Here is a 25,837-nt window from a genome sequence, read left to right as displayed (position 1 = left end):
TAAACAATAACATGAAAAATGACATAGACTTGCCGAAAATCTATGTCTCCTACAAATATGAAAAGGGATGCTCCTTATGGAATCATCCCTTTATAAATTTACTATTAAATTATTTATTTTATTCTGCTTCTCGGTTGCATAGAAAACTCTTAATTTTACTGCATCTTATGATATTTTTATGTCAGTTTGCCTAAAAACCTATTTTTTATTTTTCAGTTTCCACTGATGGTATATATTCCGGATTTCCGTTTCTACCGGGAACTTTATTAAATATTCCTGTTACCATTAAAGCTATTGCTCCATCACCTGTTACATTACATGCTGTTCCAAAACTATCTTGCAATGCAAAAATAGAAAGCATAAGTGCTGTTCCTGTATCGTCAAATAAAAGTACAGATGTTATTAATCCAAGCGATGCAACTACTGTTCCACCCGGTACTCCAGGTGCAGCTATCGCAAAAATACCAAGCAGTAAAATAAATACTATCATAGTCTGTACATCCGGTAATTTTCCATATAAAACTTGTGATACTGTCATTACAAAAAATACTTCTGTAAGAACAGAACCGCATAAATGTGTATTGGCACAAAGCGGAATTACAAAGTCACGAATTTTCGGATCTAATACTTTCGATTTCCTTGCACATTTTAATGCAACTGAAAGTGTTGCTGCTGATGACATTGTCCCAAGTGCTGTTATATATGCCGGTGAATAATGTTTAAAAACTTCTTTCGGATTTGTTTTAGATATAATTCCCGCCAAAGAATAAAGCAATGCCATCCAAATATAATGACCCACTATTACAATTAATATAACCTTTAAAAATACCGGTAATTCATGTATTATTGCTCCTTCATACGCAAGTTCCGCAAATGTTGTTGCGATATAAATAGGCAATATTGTTATTACAACTTTATCAACTATTGCAAGAACTATTTTATTAAACTCAAGCAATAAATTTTCCCAAGACTTTGAATTTGTCCATAGAACTGCAAGCCCAAGTATAACCGATGTAACAAGAGCTGTCATTACAGGCATAATCGGACTTATTGAAAGTTTAAATATAGATTCCGGAATTGAATTTACTCCCGAAGTATTACTTGCAATATTCAGGTTCGGGATTATTATTCTACCTGCTATTAAACTCATAATAGCCGCTCCTACCGAAGATGTATAACAAATTACCAAGGTAGTTGACAAAATTTTACCTGCACTATCTTTTAATGAAACTATAGCGGGTGTTATAAAACCAAGTATTATAAGAGGAACTATATATCCGATCAAATCTCCTAAAATTTGTTTTATAGAATGAATTATTGCTATTATAGATTCGCTTACTATAGAACCTATTCCCATACCTATTAAAATTCCCAACACCAACTTAAATACCAAGCTATTAAAAAAACTTTTTTTATTCATATTTACACCTCTTTCCTTATAACTACATTATAACTCTTTTTATTTAATATCGCACTAATTTAATATCCGTATAAATCAATTTTTATAAAAAACTCTGTGACTATACTTATAATCACAGAGTAAATATTATTTAGAATAGTTATAGAATCCTTTACCTGACTTTCTTCCTAAAAGTCCTGCACGAACCATCTTTCTAAGAAGAGTATGCGCTCTATACTTAGGGTCTTTAAATTCTTCATAAAGAACATCCATTATTGCAAGCACTACATCAAGCCCTACCAAATCTCCAAGTTCAAGAGGTCCCATAGGTTGATTTGCTCCAAGTTTCATTGCACTGTCAATATCTTCTACAGTTGCAATTCCCTCAGCATAAATACCGACAGCTTCATTTATCATAGGAATAAGAATTCTGTTTACTACAAATCCCGGTGCTTCTGCTACTTCAACAGGAGTTTTTCCTATTTCTTTTGAAAGTTCTATAATTGTATTTTTAACATTTTCATCTGTGATATGTCCTGAAATAACTTCCACAAGCTTCATTGCAGGAACCGGATTGAAAAAGTGCATTCCAATAACTTTTTCCGGTCTTTTTGTTGAAGCTCCTATATCGGTAATTGATAATGAAGATGTATTTGATGCAAGAATTGTAGATTCCTTACATACTTCATCAAGTTCTTTAAAAATAGCTTTTTTTATTGTAGGATTTTCTGTTGCAGCCTCTATTACAAGATCCGCATCTTTAATATCTGAAATATCATTTGACGTAGACAGATTTTTTAAGGCCTGAGTCATTTCTTCTTCAGTCATTCTGCCTTTTGCAACATTTTTTTCATATCCGCTTTTTATTCTTTCTTTAGCACGTTCTAAAGCTTCAGGCGCAATATCCCTTACAACAACTTCATGTTTAACTGCAAGTACCTGTGCTATACCTGAACCCATAATTCCTGAGCCTATTACAGCAATTTTCATCTTTTATTCCTCCAATATCTACTGACCACTAAACTTAGGTGCCTTCTTATTTAAGAAAGAAGTCATCCCTTCTTTTTGATCTTCAGTTGCAAAACATAATGCAAAATTTGCACTTTCAATATTCATTCCCGTAGCAATATCTGCTTGAAGTCCGGTATTTATAGCCTCTTTAGCATATCTAACTGCAAGTTTTGAATTTTTTATTATCTTGGCAGCTATTTCTAAAGCCTTATCCATTAACTCTTCCGGCTCTACAACTTGAGATATTAACCCTATCTTAAGTGCTTCTTCAGCTGAAATAAATTCTCCTGTATAAATTAATTCTTTTGCTTTTGAAATTCCAACTGTACGTGGAAGTCTTTGAGTTCCTCCAAATCCCGGAATAATTCCAAGACTAACCTCGGGAAGTCCAAGCTTTGCATTTAAAGATGCTATTCTAATATCACAGGAAAGAGCAAGTTCACAGCCTCCGCCAAGTGCGAATCCATTTATGGCAGCTATTACAGGTTTATTCAATCTCTCTATTTTTGCAAATGCGGTAGTGCCCGCTTTAGCAAAAGCAAATGCCTCTTTTGTATCTATATTTGCCATATGAGATATGTCCGCACCTGCAACAAACGCTTTTCCACTTCCGGTAATTATTACAACTTCAACATCATCCATTTCCAAAATCTCTGTAAAAATACTGTCAATTTCCGCCATCAATTCTGTATTAAGCGCATTTAAAGTTTTTTCCTTACAGATCTTAATAGTAAATATCCCATCATCTTTTTTACAATCTAAAAATTTATAGTCCATTCTTATACTGACCTTTAATCCCTTTCAACTACAAGAGCCGTACCTTGTCCTCCACCTATACATAAAGTTGCTAAGCCTTTCTTTGCATCTCTTCTGTTCATTTCAAATAATAATGTTGTAAGAATTCTTGCTCCACTTGCACCAATCGGGTGACCTATTGCAATAGCTCCTCCATTTACATTAACTTTATCCATATCAAGACCAAGCTCTTTTGCTACTGCACCTGCCTGTGCTGCAAATGCTTCATTAGCTTCAATTAAATCAAGATCCGAAACAGTAAGTCCCGCTTTTTCTAAAGCCTTTCTGGAAGAAGGTATAGGTCCTGTTCCCATAATTTTAGGATCTACCCCTGCAGATGCATATGAAAGAATTGTAGCAAGAGGCTTTACTCCCAACTCTTTAGCTTTTTTTTCTGTCATCACAACAAGCATAGCTGCACCATCATTAATTCCTGATGCATTACCTGCAGTTACAGTTCCGCCATCTCTTTTAAAAGCCGGCTTTAATTTTGCTAAAGTTTCTTCTGTTACTCCGTCTTTTATAAATTCATCAGTATCTATTACTTTTACATTACCTTTTCTGTCTTTAATTTCAACGGCAACTATTTCATCCTTAAATACTCCTTCAGCTCTTGCCTTAGAAGCTCTGTTTTGAGATACACAAGCAATCTTATCTTGCATATTTCTATCTATTCCAAATTCTTCACTTACATTTTCTGCAGTAATTCCCATGTGATAGTTATTAAATGCATCCCAAAGTCCATCTTTAATCATAGCGTCAACAAGAGTATCATCGCCCATTCTTGAACCCCATCTTGCTTTATTTAAAACATAAGGAGCTCTTGACATAGACTCACAACCACCCGCTAGAACAACTTCCGCATCTCCTGCTTTAATAATTTGAGCTGCAAGTGAAACTGCTCTTAATCCTGATCCGCAAACCTTATTTATTGTCATTGCAGGAACCTCAACAGGTATACCTGCTCCGATAGTAACTTGTCTTGCAACATTTTGTCCAAGTCCGGCTTGAAGAACATTTCCTATTATAACTTCATCAACTTCACTTGGATTTACATTAGCTCTTTTTAAAGCTTCTTTAGCAGCTATAACTCCAAGTTCAACGGCTGTTACATCTTTTAATGCTCCTCCGAATGAACCTACCGGTGTTCTTGCAGCACTAGCAATAACGATTTTTTCCATATTTCCTCCTTTTTATGGGTAACACCCTAAACAAATCTTAAACTTTAAATATTTTGTATTTATAAACAATATCTTACAATATAAAATTAAATTTATATAAATTAATGCAGTAATATAAGAGAGTATAATTTACAGTTATTCTTTTTATTACCCTCATAAGTTATATTTTTTGCATTAATATTTAAATTTTTAAAAATTTTATTATAGTTATAAACAAAATTCCATATTGTGAAACCTATCCCATATATTATTATACTTATATACATGATAATTTTCAAGAATAGACTTTTTTTTAACAAATATAATTAACTATACTGATATAGTATATAATATTTAATCTAAAATCAACTACTTTTTCTTTTAAATTATAATTTTTAAAAATTTTATTGCTAAAATCAAACTTATCAATCTACCTACTAATTTTCGGAAAACATTTCGATAAAAAATAAATACTGATTAAATACAGTTTGATTATTTTCTAATAAAATGACTTTTAATTTCAATATTATTTGACACTACACTTTTAAGTATTTATAATCAAATAATAGGAGGTATTATTATGAAAAAAAGTAAAAAAATGTTAGCCGTTGCTCTCGCTTGTTCTTTCGTTTTTAGTATGGCACAAAACGTTTTCGCTTGTACAGGTGTAATAGTTGGAAAAGATTTAACTACTGATGGCAGTTTTATCTACGGAAGAACTGAAGACTATGAAAGAAATAGAACTATGCGACTTGTTGTTCATCCAAGAGGAGAATTTAAAAAAGGCGATAAGCTTGTTGATGTAAATAATGGATTTGAATACATACACCCTGCCGATAGTGCAAAATTCTTTTCTACTCCGGACTCAACTAAAAAACCTGCTGATATGGAGCAAGGTGTATATGATGCTGCCGGATATAATGAATATGGATTAGGAGCATTCTGTACTGTATCTGCCAATTACTCAAAAGAAATTGAAGCTGTAGATCCTTATATTGAAAATGGTGTAAACGAAGCTTCTATGACAACATTTATATTAGCACATGCAAAATCTGCAAGAGGAGCTATTGAACTTCTTGCAAAAACTATAGATGAAAAAGGTGCATCTATGGGAGATATTGTTGTCTTCGGAGATAAAAACGAAGTATGGTATATGGAAATTTATTCAGGACACCAATATGTAGCAATAAAATATCCTTCTGATAAGTTCAGTGTATTCCCTAATGCTTATTGGCTTGGCGGAGTAAATTTAAATGATAAGGAAAATGTTATAGCATCTAAAGATATTGTTAAAATTGCCAAAGATGCAAAGACTTATATAGAAACTAAGGATGGTTTAATGGATATGGCTGCATCTTATGGTCCAAAAGAACTAAGAGATGTTAATCGTTCAAGAGTATGGTCAGGAATTCACGCACTTGACTCAAACTCAAAGGTTCCTTATGATGCTAAGAGATTTGAACTTTTGAATTCTTTATCTGAAAACAGCAAAAAAATTGATATTAAAGATGTTTTAAATTTAATGAGAAACAGATTTGAAGGAACTCAATACAAACCATGCGATAATAGAAAAATCAGAAATAACGACAAAACTAATACTTACAAACGTCCAATAGGAAGTATTAACACTATGCAAGCTCATATTTTCCAAATAAAAGACAATTATCCTGCAGAAGCTCCCGGACTAATGTGGATGACATTGGGAAGTCCGCTTAACATACCTTTTATTCCTGTTTTTGCAGATATAAATAGTTCTACAAAAGAATTTAATAATGATAGCGGTGTATATGATGAAGGTTCTTATTATTGGGTTGCAAGTGCAGTTAATGATTTAGTAACTTCAAACAGAGATGCTTTGGGAAAATCTACAAGAGATAAAATTCTGGCTTTTGAAGATAAAATTATGACAGAACTTCCTGAAATTGAAAAACAATGGATTGAAAAATATAACAGCAATAAAGAAGAAGCTGCAAAATTCTCAACAGAAAAAGTTACTGAACTTTCAAATAAAGCATTTGAACTTGAAATGGGATTAAAAAATGAATTATCTAAAGTTTCTAAAGTTGATATTGATGAGCACTGGGCAAATGAAGCCATCCTTAGCGGTTTATCTAAACAACTTATTACCGGTGTAGATCAATTACATTTTGCTCCTAATAACAAAATTACAAGAGCTGAATTTATAACTATTTTAGGTAGAATGGCAAAAGTTGAAAATGGTAAGTATATAGAGCCTAAAGCTTCTGACATTGAAAAAGGAAAATTCTACACAGAATATATGAACTGGGCAGTAGAAAAAGGATTAATCAAAGGATATAGTGATAATACTGTAAAACCTGACGAACAATTAACAAGAGAAGAAATGGCAGTAATTTTTGCTAATTATATAAATCTATCTACTGATACAGATTTATTAAAAGATGTTAAATCAGAAACTAAGTTTGCTGATGAAAATATGATTTCCGATTGGGCAAAAGACTCTGTTGCACTTCTTACTAATATGAAAATATTAAAAGGAAAAGATAACAATAATTTTGCACCTAAAGCTCCTCTTACAAGAGCTGAGGTTGCACAAATCATCTATAACTTATCAAATAATAAATAATGGATTATAAAGTAAAAAGGCAAGTGATTTAACACTTGCCTTTTTACTTTATAAAATAAATTGCATTAATTATATTTTTACAACAATCTTAAAATTTTATTTAAATTCATTCTCTATTATATCTATAATTTTCTTTGCAGCTGTTCCGTCACCATACGGATTTACAGAGTGTGCCATTTCATTATAAACATTATCATTATTTAACAGCTCTTTAAAACTATCGTAGATTTTATCATAATCAGTACCAACGAGCCTTGCCGTATTTGCAATAACACCCTCCATTCTTTCCGTTTCTTCTCTAACAACAAGAACAGGCTTTCCAAGAGCAGGTGCTTCTTCTTGAATTCCACCGGAGTCTGTAATTACAAGATGAACTCTCCCCATCAAATTCGAAAACGGAAGATAATCAAGCGGTTCAATCAAATGAATCTTATCTACGCCGTCAAAATATTTATGTGCTATTTCTCTAACCTTCGGATTCAGATGTACAGGGAATATTACTTCAACATCATCTTCGCTGAGAACAACATCTCTTACTGCACTAAATATATTTTCCATAGGTTTACCTATATTTTCTCTTCTATGTGAAGTTAAAAGTACTACTCTCTTATTTTTATAATCTATGTTATTAAGTAAATCCTCTTCAAACCTATAATCATCTTTTACAGCATATTTAAGCGCATCTATTACAGTATTTCCGGTAATATAAATATTTTTATCATCATACCCTTCTCTTAAAAGATTTTCTCTATTAGAATTTGTCGGAGCAAAATGATAATTTGTAACTACCCCTGTAAGTTTTCTATTTGCTTCTTCAGGATATGGCGAATATAAATTTCCTGATCTTAAACCTGCCTCAACATGTCCAATTTTTACTTTTTTATAAAATGCAGCCATCGCTCCTGCAAAAACTGTTGTTGTATCTCCCTGTATAAGTAATATGTCAGGTTTTTCTTTATCAAGTATTTTTTCAAGTCCAAGCATAGAATTAACAGTAATCTCTGTTAGGCTTTGGCCTGCTTTAAATATATTCATATCATAATCCGGTACAATATTAAATATCTTTAACACCTGATCCAACATTTCTCTATGTTGCCCTGTAACGGCAACTACAGAATCTATATTCTTTCTCTTTTCAAGTTCTTTGACTATCGGAGCCATTTTTATAGCTTCAGGTCTTGTCCCGAAAACCAAAAGTACCTTCACGATTACTCCTCCTTTGATTTAAACATACCCGTTAAAGTAGCAATTAATATTATTGCCAAAACGATTAAAATTGAAATCATAAGACCTATCTTTGAATTAAAATCTGCAACTATATTTGCAAGAATACCAAAAATTAATGATATTATATATAACACGATTACAGTTTGTCTTTGACTAAGTCCAAGAGCAAGTAATCTATGATGCAAATGTCCCTTATCTGCTTGAACTATACTCTTTCCGCTCAGTTTTCTTCTAATCATTGCAAATGTCGTATCAAAAACCGGTACTCCAAGGATTAAAACCGGCACAAAAATTGTAAGAGCCGCTGCTGATTTCATTATACCTTCAACAGAAATATAAGAGAGAACAAACCCTAAAAATAAAGCACCTGTATCTCCCATAAATATCTTTGCAGGATTAAAATTAAAGGGTAAAAAGCCCAAGCATGATCCTGCAATTATACTTGCTATAATAGACATTTCAATATATCCAAATTTATATGCTATTGCCATCAAAGAAATTGAACATATCATAGAAACACCTGCCGCAAGTCCGTCAAGTCCATCTATTAAATTTACTGTATTTGTTATGCCAACTATCCAAAATATTGTTATCGGAATAGATAACATCTCTAAAAATATAACTGTTTCTCCAAAAGAAAACGGATTTGTAAAAAATTCAATTTTAACATTTGCAGCCACAAGTGTAATTGCCGCAGCAAGCTGAAATACAATCTTCATTTTTGGACTAAGCCCTTTTTTATCATCTATAAGTCCTGAAATTACTATTATTGTAGCTCCGACTATAAGAGCAATTATTTCCTTAGTGCATTTTACAAACGTCAATATTGAAACAACAGTAGCTACATACATAGCTACTCCGCCGGCAAGAGGCATAGGTTTTTTATGCACTCTTCTACTATCTTTTGGAATATCAATAAAGCCAAATCTATTTGCTAATCTTATGACTAATGGCGTAAGCACAAATGATATAATCATTGCAAATAAAAATGACATAATTAATTTACCCATAGATTCTCCTATTTTGTACCAAATAACCTATCACCTGCATCTCCAAGTCCAGGAAGTATATAACCGTGATCATTTAAGCATCTATCTATCCCTGCTACATATATATCAACATCCGGATGTGCTTTTCTGACAGCTTCAATTCCCTCAGGAGCGGCAAGAATATTAAGAGTCTTTACTGTAGTTGCTCCTTGAGCCTTAACTTCATCTATTGCAGCTATAAGTGATCCGCCTGTTGCAAGCATTGGATCAAGTAAAATAATAGTCCTGTTAGGAACGTCTTTAGGTAGTTTACAATAATATGTCACAGGCTTTAATGTATCCGGATCTCTGTACATACCTATATGTCCGACTCTTGCTCCCGGAACAACGGACAAAACTCCATCTACCATGCCTATTCCCGCTCTCAAAATTGGAACTATACTTATTTTTTTCCCGCTTATTTCTTTCCCTATGCATTTTTCAAGAGGAGTTTCTATTTCAATATCTGAAAGCTCTAAATCTCTTGTAACTTCATATCCCATAAGAGTAGCTATCTCCCTTACAAGCTCTCTAAAATCTTTTGAACTTGTATCAACTCTTCTAAGAAGAGTAAGCTTGTGTTGAATTAACGGATGATCTGTAACTATTAAATTTCCCATATATTTCCTCCTATAAACCAAATATCACTCTACCGCCGCAAGCTTTTAAAAGTCTATTCATAATCCCGACTCCTATTCCTCTAAGCTCAAAACCTTCGGTATATATATAATCTACTTTCTCATCATCACACTCTCTAAGTGCTTCAAATAAGTTGCTTGCAATTTCAGACATATTTTCCCTTGAACCCAAGTTTATCAAAATATGAGCCCCAATATAATAATCCTTAGTTTCTTCAGTTGCAAGAACACCTATTTTTAAATTCTTATTTTCAGATATTCTCTTATTAATCTCTTTTACAACATTATCTAAATTACCGACAAAACAATATGCCTCTGCACGAGGTGCATAATGCTTATATTTTTGACCCGGCGATTTTGGAATTTTTCCATCACTCGAATCAATAGTCGCAGAATCAATTTTTATATCAGGAATTATAATCTTTAAATCTTCAGTTGTAACTTTTCCCGGTCTTAAAATCATAGGAGGATTTACTGTCATATCAACAACAGTAGACTCAATTCCAACATCCGCACGTCCACCATCAACAATTATATCAACCTTATTATCTAAATCTTCAAAAACTCTCTTAAAACTGGTTGGTGATGGTTTACCGGATAAGTTGGCAGAAGGTGCGGCAATTGGAATCATACAATCTTTTAAAATTTCTCTTGCAATTTTATGTGACGGCATCCTCACTGCAACAGTATCAAGCCCTGCACTTACAACATCGGGAATCTTAGATGATTTTTTAAAAATCATAGTAAGAGGTCCCGGCCAAAACATATCAATTAAATCTCTTGCACTTTCAGAAACATCCTCAACCAAATCATCAAGCTGAGAAATTTCTGCTATGTGAAGAATTAACGGATTGTCCCCCGGTCTTCCCTTCGCATTAAAAATATTCTTACAAGCTGTTTCATCAAGTCCATTGGCTCCAAGCCCGTAGACTGTCTCTGTAGGAAAAACTACAAGTTTTCCATTTTTTAAAGCATTTGTAATTTCCGTAATATTTTCTCTTTTTATATTATCTGCATCAATTTTGATTACTTTTGTCTTCATAAACATCAGACCTTTCATATCTATATTATTATATCAGTGTTTCAGTATCGGTACAACAAATAAGAGCCTTATAAAATAAAATTTAATTATTTTTTAGTATTTATGTTTATTTAAAATATAGACTACTTAAAATTAGTCTATTTAGACTTTTCTGTTATATTATATCCTTTATATTTTGTTAAAATTATGATATACTACTTAGTAAGTAAATATATTTCGGAAGTATATTAGGAGGATTATAATGACAAACGTATGGGAATATGATGATTTTATTTTTAAGGGCGATGAATTAAAGGGGATGACAAAAAAAGGTAAGGATAAGGTAAAAGTTGAAGGTTATACTGATATGATTATACCTACAACTACACCTGATGGACTTCCAGTTAAAAGAATTGGTGAAAATGCATTTTATAGAAGAAAATTAACTACAGTTGTAATTCCTGAAACAGTAGAATCAATCGGATATGATGCTTTTGGAGTATGTAGCTTAGTAGAAGTCGTAATTCCTGATTCAGTTAAAAAAATTGAAGGTTTTGCATTTTACAGAAACAAACTTGAAAAAGTTAAATTCAGCAATTCATTAATATCTATTGCTCCAAGTGCTTTTGCTTTAAATAACTTAGCAGAAATAAACTTACCTGAAACACTTGAACTAATTGATACTTCAGCTTTCTACAAAAATGACTTAGAGGAAGTTAAAATACCTAAATCAGTTAAAAAAATAAATATGTATGCTTTTAACAAAAATAATATTTTTGAGGTAGAAATTCCAAACTCAGTAGAATTTTTACATGAAAGAGCATTTGAACCTACAACAATCATAAAAAGAGACTAATTTAATAAATAGCCCTGCAATATGCAGGGCTATTTATTAAATTAATTATATTCTAAATTTAACAGACATTTCAAACAATATACAATTTATTTAAAACTTTAATATAATTTTTAACTAACTTTTCAAAAGTTCTTATATGCCGGTATAGTCTGTTGTTTCAGGAATTTCCGGCATTTTATGTATCGGAAGATACTCACATATTTCCTTAAATCTGCTTGTGTTTTCGCTTTGAAAAGTAGTAAAGAAGTAGTAAAACATCTCTTTCCCTTTAAGCCGCCAGCCTGAAAAATTCCGCCTGTGCACTGTCAAAAGTGGCGTGTGCGTAATAATTCAGGGTCATGGTGATGTTGGCGTATCCCATAAGATGTTGTTGCATCTGGCTCTTTGATGAGTGATACATTAAATTGTTTGACGTTGATTAAAGTTTCATGTTTGCATTTTGGGCATAACAACGAAAAGTTTTTTAACTCCGTATCTTCTCTAATTTGCAACCGTGTTTTATTTTTACAAACAGGGCATAATAACCATTGTCTTTCTCTCATATATTCATTTTTTCGATCTTCATTTTATAAAGTTACTTATTCTATGGCAGATTTTATTCATTAGGATTTATTTTTTCTTCTTTAGTCTGTCCCATACTTTTTAGTTCGTTTATCATCATTACAATACCAATAATTATCATAATCAAATCTACGAGCGGTTGTGTGAACCAAACCGCTTTTATTCCAAACGCCATTGGTAAAAGAATTATCGCAGGAATGAATAAGAAAAGTTGCCTAAATACAACAATGATTCCAGCTTTTTTCCCGTTTCCGATCGATTGAAAGAAAGTAATGCTCATAACCATTACTCCGTACAAAACAAATACGGAATAGAACAACCTGAAATTACCAACACCTTGTGCAATGATATCTGCATCTACACCGAACCAATAAAGTATCTGTTTTGAAAAAAGAAGTGCCGGAATCCAAAAAATTGCCGCAAGAATAATTCCTCCGATAGAAAATACTTTCACGGTTTTTCGGACTCTATCAAACAACTTTGCTCCGAAGTTTGTCCCAACAACAGGTTGTAATCCTTGACTCATTCCCCAAAGTGGGATAAATGAAAATCCGTAAATACGCATAGCTGCAGACATTAAAATACCATTTGGATTTCCGCCATACTGAAAAGCCATTTTATAAAGCATGGTCTGCTGAATCATGAATAGAAGGTTCATCATCATAGCTGATGAACCTATTTTAAACATTTCTTTTTTAATTACAGCATTTGACTTGATCCTGTGAATTTTAACAGTCTTACTCTTTTTTAAGAAATAGTGCAGCGTCACAACCGCTTGAACGAACTGTGCTGTGATAGTCGCAAGGGCAGCTCCTTCAATAGCGTAATCACCCATAATTATCATTAAAATTGGATCAAGAATAATATTTAATAAAGCTCCAAACCCCATAATCATCATGGCTTTTTTCATCAGACCCTCACCACGTATAATCATATTGGCAGATTGTGTAAAATTCACAAATAGAGAGCCAAGAAAAATTATTCTAAGATATCTTATACCATAGTATTTGATTTCACCTGTTGCACCCACCATAGATAAAAAATGCGGAGCAAGAAGTATTCCTCCAATCGTAATGATTGCTGAAAACCAAATCACCCAAAAGATCAGATTGCCCATGATTTTATCTACGGTTTTCTGATCTCCTTTTCCTAAAGCTCGAGAAAGAACAGAAGCTGAGCCTATTCCAACTAATGTAGCCACTCCATTATTAAATATGGTCAATGTAGTAGCAACACCGCAAGCCGTCATTGCTGTTTGTCCTATAATATTTCCTGCAAAAATTCCATCCATTAGTGGATAAAGGCCAATTACTGTCATACCTATAACTGCAGGAATAGATAGCTGAAAGAGTAACTCTATCGGTTTTTTTGTCAGTAATTGAGTTTTTATATTCTGTTCCATTAATTATCCTCCAAATTTTTGCAATATAAAAAGTTTTTCAACCCAAGAATGATATTGGATATATTTTTTAAAGTCGGATTAAAGCTGTCGAAGGATATACACCGCCCCTATGGCTTTGTTGAAATCACTACCACAGCCGCTGCAACCCTCACAAGACCTTTTGCCACATGATAGCTTCGTCATATCTATAATGTAACCCATTCTTTGAAGCTGTTCCAATGCCGCCATAACACTTTGCCTGTCTGTACCCAATTTGTTCGCCAAATCCATTACCGAGATAACAGCAGAACCTCTCAATTCTGCTAATATACTTTGTAGCAATAATCTCACCTCCGTTTAAAAGAACAGCAGTGCGATTCTGTATACAATCGCAGCAAGCAATAGAGCGCTTGCAATATAATAAGTGACAATGCGTATCGTCCATTTTATGCTGTGTGTTTCCGCGTAGGTGGCAGCAACCGTAATATAGCAAGGAACATTGAAGAAGAACGCAAACATGAAGGCCAAAGCCTGCGGGATAGAAACACTTGCCAGCATATTAGCGGTTACATCAGTAGTTGCAACGCCAATTCCCATAAATGCAGCATTGTAAATGTTTCCCATTGCAGCGTGTTGTTCAAATAGTGTCATTACAACGGCGAGAGCACTTTCTTTTCCGATTGCAGAAACAAGAAATGCGATAAACAGTTCCCAATTCAAACCAAAAAGCATCGTAAACGGTTCGATTGCACTTCCAAACTTGTAGATTAGACTGCCTGTGATATTCCCGTCAGGTGTGTAGGATAATAGCCAAAATATAATCGTAATACATACAATCAGTTTTATAACACGGCGAAGAAATCCAGCTACACGAAGCCAAACGTGCTTAAACAGAGTTTTAAAGTTCGGTCTGTGATACGGAGGAAGTTCCATAATCAGTCCAGCACGATCCTCCGGCTTTATGATAGCATGTCCGAACAACGTTGCAGTAAATTTCATGTGTAAAAGCGTGACTGCGAATAACAGCAATATTACCCATACCACATTGCTTCCGAAAAAGGCCGAGCCCATCAGTGTGATAACGCCCCATACAGCACTGCAAGGAACAACCCAACTGGTTATGATCGAAAGTAGCTTTTGCTTGCCGGAATCCAAAACGCGCGTGGCGTTTACTCCGGCAATCGTGCAACCAAAGCTCATAAGAATAGGCATGATTGCTTTTCCATGTAGACCAAGTTTCTGCATAGTATTGTCGAATACATAGGCTATTCTCGCCATATATCCGACTTCTTCTATAAATCCAAAAATCAATATCGCGCCAAAAACAAAAAATGTCATCATGATTGCATAGAAGAAACCTGTGAGTACAGCATCACAAAGAAAGCCTATCAGAAATGCCGGAGTATTGATTGCAGATAGCCCCGTATAGGTTACTGAATAGGCATATCCATAGATAATACCCGACAGTTCAGATAGTTTGTAGCCAAGCTTGTAGGAAGCATAAATGCTGAGAACCATCACACATGCCGCAATGATTTTACCCCAAACCGGACTTGTGGCTACTTTGTCAAAGCTATTTAGCAGTGTTTCTGCTTCCCGTTGCTTTACTATCACATCTTTTGCAATCTGATGCAGCCAATTAAACTTACAATCAGCAGACTTCAAAAGACCGCTCGTCATTTGTGCTAAAAGCTCCTGTATCTCGCTCCAATCCTCTCCCTCTACGGTGTTTTTGATGCTTTCAGTTATTTCTTTGTCACCCTCAAGCAATTTGGTTGCCAACCACATACTTGTATATGTGTCGGTCTGGAATGGCTGTAATTTCTGTTCCAGTGCTGTGAACGATTCACCAATTTGTGCTTTGTATTCCTTTTTGAGAGCATCTTCGTGCAAAATATACTGCTGATAATTGCCGTTTTCCAAAAGAGCATAAAGATCACCCATTCCCGTACCGCGTGAAGCTACAAAAGGCAATACAGGGACACCTAGCAATTCAGACAAACGTCGCTCATTGATTTCGCGCCCCTGTGATTTAGCCACATCTACCATGTTCAACAAAACGACAACGGGCTGTTTTATGCCGACGACTTCCGAAAGTAAAAACATACTCCGTTCAAGCTGCGATGCATCCACCAGTGCAAAAACAAGATCAATATCATTTCCAATGATATTCCGGCGTGTTATTAATTCTTCCTCCGAGTTTGCAGACAGACTGTATGTACCAGGTAAGTCTAACAGGGTATATGTTTTTCCTTTATATTTGAAGGATCCTTCCTTTTTTTCGACAGTTTTTCCTGGCCAGTTTCCTACGTGTTGTCGTGCACCTGTTAGGGCATTAAATAATGTGGACTTTCCTGTGTTCGGCTGTCCAAGCAAGCCAATAAGAGGAGCATTTTTAGCCAATATTGCTGTGCTTTGTTTCATCTGTCATTCACCTCCACATGAATGTTGTTAGCTTCCTGTTTATTGATTGCTAGCATCGTATCGCGAGAATAAATCAGCAAAGGCAAACGTTTTACATTGCGTACAACTTTCAGTATTGCGCCTGTAGTAAGACCAACAGAAGTAATGCGGCTGATAAATCTTGCGTCACCATTTATGTCTTTTACAGTATAGTCACGTCCCTCCTCGGCTTGAGCTAATGTCAACATTGTATATCCTCCTTAACACTAAAATTGTTTTACAAATTATTTGCCCAAAATCATTGATAATATGATATAATGAGCATATACTTAATCAAGTTAGATGTTACTAACTTAATTTTAGCGTATCATTGGATTATCATGTTGTCAATTTATAGGAAAAAGCTCAAAATTATTACCATTTTGTAAAAGTCGTATAGAACAAAGGATTTGCGGCATCTTGCTTTATAATGTCTTAATTTCGGGTTGAATAATTTGACAAAATGGAGTATCCAAGGCGGGTGGAGGTAGATCAAATTTGAGCACATCCAAAAAGTATGAATATATAAGTGACGCATCTTTTTTTGTATCAGACTATTGTTTTTGTCATGAAAAAAAGGCAGAGTTTCTTAAACTAAATCCAAAAGAAAATACAGGAACAGGTGGTGTAGTCGAAATCAGTCCGCGGAAAGGACTGTATCTTTCTTGCGCAAATTGGACACCTAAAATAAGTATGGAAAGAAAGTATTGCATTCCAAAAGAATTTGTAAAACTATATTTTTTAGAAAACGGAAATGTAACTTTAATCCAAAACGGAAAGAAAAAATCCATTATACAGCATGGTGTTAATTTATATCTCAATAGACCTGCCAGCGGACGGGTACTTTATGATGCTATGACGCCAATTTGCTATGTTTCAATTCTTATCTATGGAGAATATTTCGATAAGATTGCCACAGTTTTTCCTAAAAATGACCTTTCGCTGGAAGATGTTTTTTTGTGGATGTATAAGGATTATAATACTCCTGAAATAACCAGAGTTTTCATGCAGATACGCGAGAAAATGATAGATGGAATTACATCGGCGGTATACTATGAAAGTAAGACTCTTGAAATTTTGTCGTTAATATCTCAAAGGCACTGCTTAAAACAGCAACATAATTACGAAAATACCTATCTCACTATTTCTCAAGATGAATTATATATATTGAAAAATGTGGATAAGGTCATCCGGCAAACACCTCTGTGCCCTCCAAGTATTGAAGAATTGTGTAAAATTTCGGCTATGAGCCAAACAAAACTACGAGAATTATTCAAAAAAGTATATGGTGTCCCGCTTGGAAGATATATACAGCAATGCAAATTAGAACATTCACTTATCTTGCTGTCTGGCAATAGTTTATCCATTACCGAAATTGCAGAAAAACTTGGATATACCAATACAAGTAAGTTTTCTGCAGCCTTTAAGAAACAATATAAAAAGACACCAAGTGAATATAGGGCAAGCACATAGTTTATGGTCGTATCTCTAGACGATTCCCAGCCTGCAAGTTTCCTATAAACTTGCTACCGAGTCTACCGAATCGGATATGTTTGTTAACAATTCTTTTCTCACAAAGGTCTGTCGCCCCAAATACTCAACGACATCAATTCGATATCACTCACGACGGAATGAACGAAAAAGATTTGAAACGTTGCAGTTATAAAAACTGTAACGTTTTTTCTTTGTACTTTTTGACAAAAAGTGAATTTCTGTTGTTATAGAGATTAAGGAACAAGTGGAATAGCAAGCATAGGAAATGGGTACCCTTCCCGTAAAAATCTCCATTTTCCGCAGTTCCGACATTAGAGATTTTACTTGCTGAGAAGTGCCCCAAACCCTCTATAAAAACAGAAAGACATTTCTCCTATGGAAGACAGAAAAAAATATGCAGATTAAATTTCGTGTTACGGAAGAAAAACGCAACTTGATTGAAGAAAAGATGAAACAGATGCCTACAAGCAACATGGAAGTGTACCTTTGGAAAATGGTGATAGACGGATATATCATTCAGATCGATCATAGCGATATAAAGAAAATGACGACAGAACTTCAAAAAATCGGTAAACATCAGTCAGATTGCAAAAAGAGCTAATGCAACGGGAAATGTATATCAGGAAGACACTGAAGAAATCAAAGGAGCATTAAAAGAAATATGGCGCTTACAAAGATTAAGCCTATATATGCCTCTACTTCGTAACATGGCATGAAAAAGCGGTGTTCTTATACTTCCTTTACAGAAGCAAAAGACTACCACTTTTAAGATTTCCTATTTAATTTTGATTCCCACAACATACCTTTCGTATCTATGGTAAACCACTTCTATCTGCAAGAATTTTTACAGCACATCAAGGCTTTTTCCTCAAAAGTAGTAAATTCAATCTGCACTTTTACAAATATCCTTGTATTTTAAGGGACTTGAGGATTAATTATTAAAGTTTTAAAGAAACTTAAATAATCATTCTTATAAAAGTATAACTTTTTATTATTAAATCAAATTTTTCTAATTTCAAATATAAATAAAATAATCTAAACAAATATTTTTCGGTTTCTTGTAAAATAAAAAACAGGAGCAAAGCTCCCGTTTTTTAAAATCTATTTAGTTGTACCATTTCATTAAATGTTTCAAGTTGTGTCTTAACTTGTCCAAAGTCTGCCATTTGTTGATCATATCCCATCTTAATTAGCGGTATTGATTCTTTTTCAAAAGCTTGTTTTAATGACGGATATTCCATTTCCTCCGTATCATTAAAGTTCATCATAAATAATAAACAACCGTCAGCATCATTATCAATAGCAAGATCTACAACATACTTCGGTCTCTTCCAAATTTCAGGGTCATATAAAATCGGATCTTCATCCATTCTTGCAAATTGATCTGCAAGTGCCATCATAGGATCTTCTATAGACATATCTATATCAACTTTAAATCCTCTTGACTCATGTGCAACATCATCTGCTACTATACATATTTTATAGTCATCAAATACTTGTAATAATCCCGGGTTATCTGTTATAACTCCACTTGTTACTACTCTTGCTCCATCCCAATCTTCTTCAGGAAGTGCCTTTAACTTGTCATTTAACTCTTTTAATAATGCATTATACTCATCTTTTAGCATAAAGTACGAACTTTTTAATACATGACATCTGTTTGATGCTTTTACTGTTTGTGGATGAGTTGCTACAAGTTTTACAAATTCTCTTTTTAAAGTTCTATTTTCATTATAAACTTCGAATGCTTTCTTCAAATTTTCATCTGTTATTTCAACATCACAAATTTTTTCTAATTCTTCTTTTGCTTGCTTGAAGATTCTTGCATTATAAGTTTTACCAAAGTCTTCTTTTCTGTGTTGTGCATGGTTTAAGAATACCATAGGTATTTTTCTTCCTGCACTAACTTTATAGTTTTGTGAAAATGGTCTTAATGTATCATCAAGTGTTGTTACCATAGATGCTGATAATCCGTCTAATGTTCCGTCAAGTGCCATTTCTAAGCATCTTAGTGCCATTGAATAATAGAATGTAGGGAAATAATCCTTAGCTTTTACTATAGGTCCTTGTCCTCCCCATACTCCCATTGGTACAAGTCCACCCGCATACACTATTTCTTCCGGAGCATAGTATGGAAAAATTCCAACCGCTTTTTTACCTTGTGCAAGATAATTATCTAATTGTTCTCTCGGATTATTTGCAATATGCTCAAATTTTTCTAATAATTCTCTTATTTCACTCATAGTTAACCTCACTCTATAGTAGTTTTTGACCAATCTGTTTCCTTAGTGTTGTCAAAAGTAGTATAAATTTCTTCGCCTTTAGCTTCTCTCTCAGCTTTACGTTCATCCATAATTTCAACTAATCCTTGAACTCTTGTATTGTATTGTTCTGTTGAGAAATTTCTTTCATCAGCTTGGTCCCCGTCAAAGTGAACAACAGGAATGTCTAAATCTTCCTTCCATCTTCTTTCAATTTCAGGCATAGCACCACTCCATGGCTTACAGCTACGATTATAGTTTACAAGAGCACCGCTTATTCCATTTTCTTTAGCCATAGTTTCACGCCATTCAACACCGTCTTCTATACAAACAGAACATGGCGCTTTACAATAAGCTGCTGCCATTTCTCTAATACCTTCATATCTAAATCCGAATGCAGGAGCATATACTACTGCTGTAACATTTACTCCATTATTTTTTAGAGGCTCAAACAAATGCCTTAATCCCGGCCAGCAAGGTATTCCTTCAAATAATATTCTGTGCTCTTCAGGATATTCCCAAGTTGAAGTTCCTTCTTTTACCGATTGTTCAAATTCTTCTGCCAAAAGTTCAAATCCTTCTGCAGCTCTAACATCACATCTTGCAGCTACAATATCTGCCATATGATTGAATAAGTCAAATCCACTTAAAGGTGACGGCTTATACTTCATATAAGAACATGCCTTTAACCATGCTGATGCTGTTCTGTTGGCAAGCTTACAAGCTTCTTCAAATTTCTTTTCATCAAATTTTTTACCTGTTAATTCTTCTAATTGTTTAATAGCATATTCAAATTGACCTACTAAATAATCTACTTTTTCTTCAGGTACATTTACTGTATTTTGGAACGGTATATCAACCATTATCATTGGTATATTATGAATTCTCGCAATATTTTCATACCACTTTGTCATCATATTACAAATATTATTACAACAAAGAACAAAGTCAGGTTGAGGCATTTTTCTTGAATCTGTAGGTTCTCCTGCCGCATATGCAATTGATATTCTTGCATAACCGCAAATATCATTATCATATCCCATATCTTCAGCTGCTTGGCATAATCTTAGTCCATCTTTTTTTGCAGCAGTTGTAGCTGCATGATTTTCAGGATACACTACATTTAAGTCAAAAGCCTTTGCAAGTTCAATCGGGAACTTTGAAGAACTCCATCCTACTAATTCTCCTCTTTCTTTAGCTGCCCAAGCATCACCATATACGCTATCTACTACTCCCCTCAAAACTGCAGCAGCGCTCTTATGACCTTCTATAGGTCTTGGTGTTTTTCCTGGTATTTTTTCTAAAATTTTTCCAGACATACTTTCCTCCTAAAATATTTTAACAATTATATCTTACTTTTTCTTAAAACAGCTTTATACTTTTGATAACCGAATAAAGCCGCTCCTAATGCTCCATTAAGCTGACATAAAGGACTTGTTTTTATTTTATGACCTATGTTTTCTTCAAGTGCTCTTACCATTCCTTTATTAAGAGCTACTCCTCCCGTCATTATCACATCGTCAACAAGTCCGACTCTCTTTGCAAGACTTCCTACTCTACTTGCAATTGCAAAATGAATTCCTCTTACTATATCTTCAATAGAAGTTCCCTGTGCCAATTGAGATATTACCTCAGATTCTGCAAAAACTGTACAAGTTGAACTTATTGCAACTTCTTTAGTTGCCTTTGCATCTAAATCTTGTAAATCCGAAACATCTACTTCAAGAACTCTTGCTATTACATCTAAAAATCTCCCTGTTCCTGCAGCACATTTATCATTCATTACAAAATTTTCCAATACTCCTCCATCTCCAATTTTTAATGCCTTTGCATCTTGTCCTCCAATATCTATTATTGTATGAACCCTTGGAAATAAAAAGTATGCTCCCTTTGCGTGGCATGAAAGTTCAGACATTTGAAAATCCGCTTCTTCCAAAGCATTTCTACCATATCCTGTTGCCATTATAAATGCAATATCCTCTCTCTTTAGATTTGCTTCATCTAAAACAGATTTCATTGCCCTTGTAGGTCCTGATGTCCCTGCTCCTACATCAATTACAGCCTTTGCTATTAATTCTTTACCATCTTTAAGAATTACACATTTTGAGGCAGTTGAACCTATGTCAATCCCCATTGTGTAAATAGAATCTCCCATACAATCTCCTCTTCATATACGCAAATATTTTTATTAAATATTACTATAATTTAATTGTACTATCATTTCAATTAATTGTCAAAGCTATATAAAATTAATGTTCATTTTTAGACGTTTACGATTTATACTTATCCTATACATAGTAACAGGCAGGTTTTATCCTGCCTAATTTTGTATTACTTTTACTATATAGAAGTCTCCGGCATATAGCCGGAGAATATTTTATTTAGAATATAGATTGTTAAAATCACGAATTACTCTTGGAAGAAGCATTTGATGCATCGGACAAATTGATTCCGGATTTTGATATACGGATTGTGTAAATGCAACAATATAATTTCTCAACAAGTTCATGTTTACTACTTCATCTACAAGTCCGGCTTCAGCACAGAATTGTGGTCTTGACTTTTCAACATAAGCATTAATTAGAGCATTCATCTTATCTATTGTCGGTTGAAGATCTTTTCCTGATTTTTTATCTTTTGCAAGTCTTCTTGAGAACATCGCAACAGAAGCTGTTTCTCCATTCATTACATTTATTTCAGTAGTTGCAGTTCCTAAACTAAACGCATTTGTATCGTTCCCTTGAGGTCCTCCAAGTACATAGTGAGCGGCAGCTGTTCCCTTTCTAAGAGTAATTTCCAATTGAGGAATATTTGAATTTTGAATTGAATATATCAAAGATTGACCAAGTCCAAGTAATTCAGCTTTTTCAGCATCATCACCTACATCAATACCTGTTGTATCTTGAATCCAAACAATTGGAAGTCTATCTCTTGCACAAAGTGTTACAAATTCATTCATTTTTATAAGACCTTGTCTATATAACTTTCCGCCAATACCAATGCTCTTTTCCTTGTATTCAGGATAATTCATTAGGAATCCTTGAGTATTTGCAACAACACCTACTAAAAGTCCATCAACTTTTGCAATTCCTGTTACCATTTCAGGTCCATATCCCTTTTTATATTCCATAAATTCAGAACCATCAAATAATCTTGAAATTACATCATAGATATTGTAAGTTCTCTTCGGATTCATAGGAACTATTGAGTATAGATCATTTGCACTAAATGCAGGAGCCTTAGGATCATCTACTCTAAAGAAATCAAGATCATAGCTTGGAAGCATGTCCATATAGTTTCTTATAGCTTCGATAACTCCTTCTTCTTCCACATAAACTTCTCTGAAAAATCCTGTTTGAGCAAAGTGTACTCCAACTGATCCCGGAGGAGTTGTTTTCTTAACATTCATTGTAGCATCTGCAATTTGATTAGCACTTTCTTCATCTATATATCCCTTCGGATTCATTCCTCCAAGTATACCGGCTCCACCTACTGCCATATTGGCATCTTTATGAGCAAGAAGTATTGTTGGTGATATTGAATGGTATCCTCCACCTGCAGGATTTGTTCCATAAATACCTACAATTACAGGTACTCCAAGTTGATTTAATTCAGAGTTTCTATAGAAAGGTGTTCCGCCTCCACGTCTATTAGGATAAACTTTTTCTTGTTCATCAAGCTTAACTCCTGAACAATTTAATACATATACTAGTGGAATTCTAAGTCTTTTAGCTGTATCACTGGCACGTAGCAGATTTTCCGCTTGTCCCGGAACCCATGCTCCTGCAAGTTTCTTATTATCTGATGCAACTATTACTGCCCACTTATCGTTAATTTTTCCAAGTCCCTTTATAATACCTGTTGAACCGTTTGAATTGTTTTCAGGATTATATAATGAATTTAGCGGACACCATGTTCCCTCATCTATAAGTTCAGCTATACGTTGAAGTGCTGTCCATTCTCCACCTTCATTGATTTTTTCATCAGGTTTTCCTTCAGCTTGCACTTCTGCTATTCTTGCAGCAAGTTCTTCTTCAACTTTTCTAACCGCTTCTATATTTTCTTCATTAGTAGCTTTTAATGGGCTACCTATAACGCTCATATTCTTAAAATAAACGTTCATTGAATAATTACTCATCTATTATCTCCTTTAGTCTTCTTTAGGTACTTTGATAAATGCTTCGCCCGGATCGATTTCTTCACGAATTAATTTAATTACCGCTTCATCAGGAGCATCAAGTAAAACTGCTCTTGAAACATCAATATCAAATCCTGTATTTTCAATTACATCTTCAGGGCTTGATGTTGGATAATATCCTGCAAGATACATTTTCTTTGTATCTTCATCAAACTTTAAGATACCCCTATCTGTTACGACCATTTGTGGTCCAACATTTCCAGGAATTCCTGCTCTATCTCTTCCACCAGGGCCATCCATCCAACCAGGTGAAGTAACATAGTCGATTTTTTCTATAAATCTTCTCTTTTCATGTTGCATCATTATTACAGTATTTACATAAGATGCAATACCGTTTGCTCCACCGGAACCCGTAAATCTTGTCTTTGGACTGTTATAATCTCCTATAACTGTTGAGTTTACATTTCCATATGGGTCAATTTGTGCTCCACCTATAAAAGCTATTATTCTCTTTTTATCATGTAACCATTCACAAGCTTCAAATCCTATAAATCTTACATTTGGCCACTGTACTGCACAGTGCGCCATAAATCTGTTATCTCCAACTGATCTTGGAACTTCTATAGGAGAACAATCCATTAAACCGCTTTCTACAATAATATTACAATTTGGAGCAAATACTCTTTTAGCAACTGATGCCCCTATTAATGGTAATCCTGTTCCTACAATTACAATTTGATCATCTTTAATTTGTTTTGCAATTGTTACTGCCTGCATTTCTTTATTTGTATAATTATCATATCTTGCCATTGTTATTTAACCTCCTTTAGGACATTTGTAGCATATCCAAAGCCTTTTACAGGTTTTAAATTAAGAAGTCTTGTTGCTCCTAATTTATCAAGATATTGATTATGATCTTCTATATCATAAACCCATTCTTTCATATAATTGTTAAAGCTTTCTTCATCTTTACTTACTACATCATACATCTTGTAGAAGCTGGAATCATAGTCATAATAATCATAACATTGAGATGGATGTGCACCATATGGTAGATGAACTACAGCATCAACGCAGAATCCCGGAATTGAATTAAGAGTCGGATCAAGTCTGATTTCTTCATTACTTACCAATTCTTCACAAGTTACTATAGTTTTTCTTGCAGCTACTGCAATATCAACATCATGGAATTCATCTCCGATAATTCTACATGTTCCATCCGGAGAAGCAACTTGAACGTGGATTACTGCTGTATCAATTACAGGAACCGGTACTGCTACCACTTTTTTATCTCCGTTAAATGGATTTTCTACATATACATATTTGTCATTTGGAAGTTTATCTATTTTTTGTCTTTCTTCTTTTGAAATTCCCCATTTATCAACAAGGTCTGTACCCATCATCAATTTAACCGGTAAATAAGGAAGACCTAATGATGCTGCATGAAGTCTTAACATTTCTACGTCTTGTGAATAGTCTTCAAATAATAATGTTCCGGCTTCAATTGCTTTTCTAAATCTTCTTGAAACATTAGTATAACCTGAGTTTGCAGTATAACAGTTTATATATGCTTTAACTCTATTTTCTCCAATCATCATATCCCAGTCTCCGCCTGCAGGACCTGCTTCAGCGATAAAATCTTTCTTTCCTTGGCGAAGAATTTCATAAACAGCTGCATATGGCTTTCTGTTTGTGGTAAATCCACCGAAAGATATTACATCTCCATCTTCTACAAATTTACTTATAGCATCTTTTAAACTATAAATCTTACTCAATGTAATGCCTCCTTTTATTTTTCACTTATTATTACATAGAACAAT

Annotated in this window: 24 protein-coding genes; 5 read left to right on the top strand and 19 right to left on the bottom strand. The window is 34.1% G+C overall.

Annotated features, from left to right (window positions below):
• Positions 1 to 205 precede the first annotated feature (205 nt).
• The 4 genes from M915_RS06800 to M915_RS06785 form a co-directional block, all read right to left on the bottom strand.
• Entirely contained in the window at positions 206 to 1,420 is a 1,215-nt protein-coding gene (locus M915_RS06800; protein WP_009221704.1) for a dicarboxylate/amino acid:cation symporter, read from the bottom strand.
• A 126-nt stretch (positions 1,421 to 1,546) separates the two neighbouring features.
• Positions 1,547 to 2,389 (bottom strand): 3-hydroxybutyryl-CoA dehydrogenase, encoded by an 843-nt coding sequence (locus tag M915_RS06795; protein ID WP_009221703.1) that lies wholly within the window; start codon positions 2,387 to 2,389, stop codon positions 1,547 to 1,549.
• Between the two features lie 18 nt (positions 2,390 to 2,407).
• Entirely contained in the window at positions 2,408 to 3,187 is a 780-nt protein-coding gene (locus tag M915_RS06790) for an enoyl-CoA hydratase-related protein (RefSeq protein WP_009221702.1), read from the bottom strand.
• Positions 3,188 to 3,201: 14 nt separating this feature from the next.
• The gene (locus tag M915_RS06785) at positions 3,202 to 4,386 is read right to left on the bottom strand and encodes an acetyl-CoA C-acetyltransferase (protein WP_009221701.1); all 1,185 of its coding nucleotides are present in this window, start codon (positions 4,384 to 4,386) and stop codon (positions 3,202 to 3,204) included.
• Positions 4,387 to 4,945: 559 nt separating this feature from the next.
• Between M915_RS06785 and M915_RS06780 the strand changes: the two genes are divergently transcribed.
• Positions 4,946 to 6,970 (top strand): C69 family dipeptidase, encoded by a 2,025-nt coding sequence (locus M915_RS06780; RefSeq protein WP_036730518.1) that lies wholly within the window; start codon positions 4,946 to 4,948, stop codon positions 6,968 to 6,970.
• A gap of 96 nt (positions 6,971 to 7,066) precedes the next feature.
• Here the strand turns inward: M915_RS06780 and wecB are convergent, their stop codons facing one another.
• Genes wecB through M915_RS06760 form a run of 4 tightly spaced genes read right to left on the bottom strand, consistent with a single transcriptional unit; the run spans position 7,067 to position 10,905 of the window.
• On the bottom strand, positions 7,067 to 8,176 hold the full coding sequence (gene wecB / locus M915_RS06775) for a non-hydrolyzing UDP-N-acetylglucosamine 2-epimerase (RefSeq protein WP_009221699.1): 1,110 nt from the start codon (positions 8,174 to 8,176) through the stop codon (positions 7,067 to 7,069).
• 2 nt (positions 8,177 to 8,178) lie between these two features.
• Positions 8,179 to 9,207, bottom strand: a complete 1,029-nt coding sequence (locus tag M915_RS06770; RefSeq protein WP_009221698.1) for a glycosyltransferase family 4 protein — start codon at positions 9,205 to 9,207, stop codon at positions 8,179 to 8,181.
• A gap of 8 nt (positions 9,208 to 9,215) precedes the next feature.
• The gene (gene upp, locus M915_RS06765) at positions 9,216 to 9,845 is read right to left on the bottom strand and encodes a uracil phosphoribosyltransferase (protein ID WP_009221697.1); all 630 of its coding nucleotides are present in this window, start codon (positions 9,843 to 9,845) and stop codon (positions 9,216 to 9,218) included.
• Positions 9,846 to 9,855: 10 nt separating this feature from the next.
• Positions 9,856 to 10,905, bottom strand: coding sequence for an L-threonylcarbamoyladenylate synthase (locus M915_RS06760; protein ID WP_009221696.1), 1,050 nt, complete (start codon positions 10,903 to 10,905; stop codon positions 9,856 to 9,858).
• A gap of 241 nt (positions 10,906 to 11,146) precedes the next feature.
• Between M915_RS06760 and M915_RS06755 the strand changes: the two genes are divergently transcribed.
• Positions 11,147 to 11,740: a leucine-rich repeat domain-containing protein gene (locus tag M915_RS06755; protein ID WP_036730517.1), complete on the top strand. Its 594-nt coding sequence runs from the start codon at positions 11,147 to 11,149 to the stop codon at positions 11,738 to 11,740.
• Positions 11,741 to 12,045: 305 nt separating this feature from the next.
• Here the strand turns inward: M915_RS06755 and M915_RS07450 are convergent, their stop codons facing one another.
• The 5 genes from M915_RS07450 to M915_RS06735 form a co-directional block, all read right to left on the bottom strand.
• The gene (locus tag M915_RS07450; RefSeq protein ID WP_081689761.1) at positions 12,046 to 12,282 is read right to left on the bottom strand and encodes a cysteine-rich KTR domain-containing protein; all 237 of its coding nucleotides are present in this window, start codon (positions 12,280 to 12,282) and stop codon (positions 12,046 to 12,048) included.
• A 53-nt stretch (positions 12,283 to 12,335) separates the two neighbouring features.
• Entirely contained in the window at positions 12,336 to 13,703 is a 1,368-nt protein-coding gene (locus M915_RS06750) for an MATE family efflux transporter (protein WP_036730515.1), read from the bottom strand.
• 78 nt (positions 13,704 to 13,781) lie between these two features.
• Positions 13,782 to 14,033, bottom strand: coding sequence for a MarR family transcriptional regulator (locus M915_RS07640; protein WP_407636003.1), 252 nt, complete (start codon positions 14,031 to 14,033; stop codon positions 13,782 to 13,784).
• A gap of 6 nt (positions 14,034 to 14,039) precedes the next feature.
• Entirely contained in the window at positions 14,040 to 16,106 is a 2,067-nt protein-coding gene (gene feoB, locus M915_RS06740; RefSeq protein ID WP_036730512.1) for a ferrous iron transport protein B, read from the bottom strand.
• Complete coding sequence (locus tag M915_RS06735; protein ID WP_009221690.1) at positions 16,103 to 16,333, bottom strand: FeoA family protein; 231 nt, start codon at positions 16,331 to 16,333, stop codon at positions 16,103 to 16,105. The genes feoB and M915_RS06735 overlap by 4 nt, the downstream gene beginning before the upstream one ends.
• Positions 16,334 to 16,622: 289 nt before the next feature.
• Between M915_RS06735 and M915_RS06730 the strand changes: the two genes are divergently transcribed.
• The 3 genes from M915_RS06730 (at position 16,623) to M915_RS07645 (ending at position 18,334) form a co-directional block, all read left to right on the top strand.
• Positions 16,623 to 17,597 carry a helix-turn-helix domain-containing protein gene (locus M915_RS06730; RefSeq protein WP_009221689.1) on the top strand — a complete coding sequence of 325 codons (975 nt, stop codon included), beginning with the start codon at positions 16,623 to 16,625 and terminating at the stop codon, positions 17,595 to 17,597.
• A gap of 415 nt (positions 17,598 to 18,012) precedes the next feature.
• Positions 18,013 to 18,219: a plasmid mobilization protein gene (locus M915_RS07650; RefSeq protein WP_456107032.1), complete on the top strand. Its 207-nt coding sequence runs from the start codon at positions 18,013 to 18,015 to the stop codon at positions 18,217 to 18,219.
• Positions 18,194 to 18,334: a hypothetical protein gene (locus M915_RS07645; RefSeq protein ID WP_456107033.1), complete on the top strand. Its 141-nt coding sequence runs from the start codon at positions 18,194 to 18,196 to the stop codon at positions 18,332 to 18,334. The genes M915_RS07650 and M915_RS07645 overlap by 26 nt, the downstream gene beginning before the upstream one ends.
• Before the next feature lie 378 nt (positions 18,335 to 18,712).
• On the opposite strand, the gene M915_RS06720 is transcribed toward M915_RS07645, so the two are convergent.
• From M915_RS06720 to gctA, 6 genes are all read right to left on the bottom strand, one after another.
• Complete coding sequence (locus M915_RS06720; protein WP_036730511.1) at positions 18,713 to 19,861, bottom strand: 2-hydroxyacyl-CoA dehydratase subunit D; 1,149 nt, start codon at positions 19,859 to 19,861, stop codon at positions 18,713 to 18,715.
• Positions 19,862 to 19,869: 8 nt separating this feature from the next.
• Complete coding sequence (locus tag M915_RS06715; RefSeq protein ID WP_036730510.1) at positions 19,870 to 21,198, bottom strand: 2-hydroxyacyl-CoA dehydratase subunit D; 1,329 nt, start codon at positions 21,196 to 21,198, stop codon at positions 19,870 to 19,872.
• A gap of 26 nt (positions 21,199 to 21,224) precedes the next feature.
• A complete protein-coding gene (locus M915_RS06710; RefSeq protein WP_009221686.1) occupies positions 21,225 to 22,034 on the bottom strand; it encodes an acyl-CoA dehydratase activase in 810 nt (269 codons plus the stop codon).
• Positions 22,035 to 22,256: 222 nt separating this feature from the next.
• The gene (locus M915_RS06705) at positions 22,257 to 24,017 is read right to left on the bottom strand and encodes an acyl-CoA carboxylase subunit beta (RefSeq protein ID WP_009221685.1); all 1,761 of its coding nucleotides are present in this window, start codon (positions 24,015 to 24,017) and stop codon (positions 22,257 to 22,259) included.
• A gap of 12 nt (positions 24,018 to 24,029) precedes the next feature.
• Positions 24,030 to 24,827: a glutaconate CoA-transferase subunit B gene (gctB, locus tag M915_RS06700; protein WP_009221684.1), complete on the bottom strand. Its 798-nt coding sequence runs from the start codon at positions 24,825 to 24,827 to the stop codon at positions 24,030 to 24,032.
• 2 nt (positions 24,828 to 24,829) lie between these two features.
• On the bottom strand, positions 24,830 to 25,792 hold the full coding sequence (gene gctA / locus M915_RS06695; RefSeq protein ID WP_009221683.1) for a glutaconate CoA-transferase subunit A: 963 nt from the start codon (positions 25,790 to 25,792) through the stop codon (positions 24,830 to 24,832).
• Positions 25,793 to 25,837: the final 45 nt, after the last annotated feature.

The sequence above is a fragment of the Peptoniphilus mikwangii genome (assembly GCF_000468535.1).
In the GTDB taxonomy this organism is placed as follows: Bacteria; Bacillota; Clostridia; order Tissierellales; family Peptoniphilaceae; genus Anaerosphaera; species Anaerosphaera mikwangii.
Note: the sequence above shows the minus strand (reverse complement) of the source record. Positions and strands in the feature narration are given on the sequence as shown.

Bases quoted from the DNA above. Each gene is read 5' to 3' on its own strand.
- M915_RS06720 (WP_036730511.1), bottom strand. From the start codon at position 19,861: ATGAGTGAAATAAGAGAATTATTAGAAAAATTTGAGCATATTGCAAAT.
- gctB (WP_009221684.1), bottom strand. From the start codon at position 24,827: ATGGCAAGATATGATAATTATACAAATAAAGAAATGCAGGCAGTAACA.
- M915_RS06755 (WP_036730517.1), top strand. From the start codon at position 11,147: ATGACAAACGTATGGGAATATGATGATTTTATTTTTAAGGGCGATGAA.
- feoB (WP_036730512.1), bottom strand. From the start codon at position 16,106: ATGAAACAAAGCACAGCAATATTGGCTAAAAATGCTCCTCTTATTGGC.
- M915_RS06780 (WP_036730518.1), top strand. From the start codon at position 4,946: ATGAAAAAAAGTAAAAAAATGTTAGCCGTTGCTCTCGCTTGTTCTTTC.
- M915_RS06795 (WP_009221703.1), bottom strand. From the start codon at position 2,389: ATGAAAATTGCTGTAATAGGCTCAGGAATTATGGGTTCAGGTATAGCA.
- M915_RS06750 (WP_036730515.1), bottom strand. From the start codon at position 13,703: ATGGAACAGAATATAAAAACTCAATTACTGACAAAAAAACCGATAGAG.
- M915_RS07450 (WP_081689761.1), bottom strand. From the start codon at position 12,282: ATGAGAGAAAGACAATGGTTATTATGCCCTGTTTGTAAAAATAAAACA.
- upp (WP_009221697.1), bottom strand. From the start codon at position 9,845: ATGGGAAATTTAATAGTTACAGATCATCCGTTAATTCAACACAAGCTT.
- M915_RS06715 (WP_036730510.1), bottom strand. From the start codon at position 21,198: ATGTCTGGAAAAATTTTAGAAAAAATACCAGGAAAAACACCAAGACCT.
- M915_RS06710 (WP_009221686.1), bottom strand. From the start codon at position 22,034: ATGGGAGATTCTATTTACACAATGGGGATTGACATAGGTTCAACTGCC.
- M915_RS07650 (WP_456107032.1), top strand. From the start codon at position 18,013: ATGCAGATTAAATTTCGTGTTACGGAAGAAAAACGCAACTTGATTGAA.
- M915_RS06800 (WP_009221704.1), bottom strand. From the start codon at position 1,420: ATGAATAAAAAAAGTTTTTTTAATAGCTTGGTATTTAAGTTGGTGTTG.
- M915_RS06705 (WP_009221685.1), bottom strand. From the start codon at position 24,017: ATGAGTAATTATTCAATGAACGTTTATTTTAAGAATATGAGCGTTATA.
- M915_RS06790 (WP_009221702.1), bottom strand. From the start codon at position 3,187: ATGGACTATAAATTTTTAGATTGTAAAAAAGATGATGGGATATTTACT.
- M915_RS06760 (WP_009221696.1), bottom strand. From the start codon at position 10,905: ATGAAGACAAAAGTAATCAAAATTGATGCAGATAATATAAAAAGAGAA.
- M915_RS06735 (WP_009221690.1), bottom strand. From the start codon at position 16,333: ATGTTGACATTAGCTCAAGCCGAGGAGGGACGTGACTATACTGTAAAA.
- M915_RS06770 (WP_009221698.1), bottom strand. From the start codon at position 9,207: ATGGGTAAATTAATTATGTCATTTTTATTTGCAATGATTATATCATTT.
- M915_RS06785 (WP_009221701.1), bottom strand. From the start codon at position 4,386: ATGGAAAAAATCGTTATTGCTAGTGCTGCAAGAACACCGGTAGGTTCA.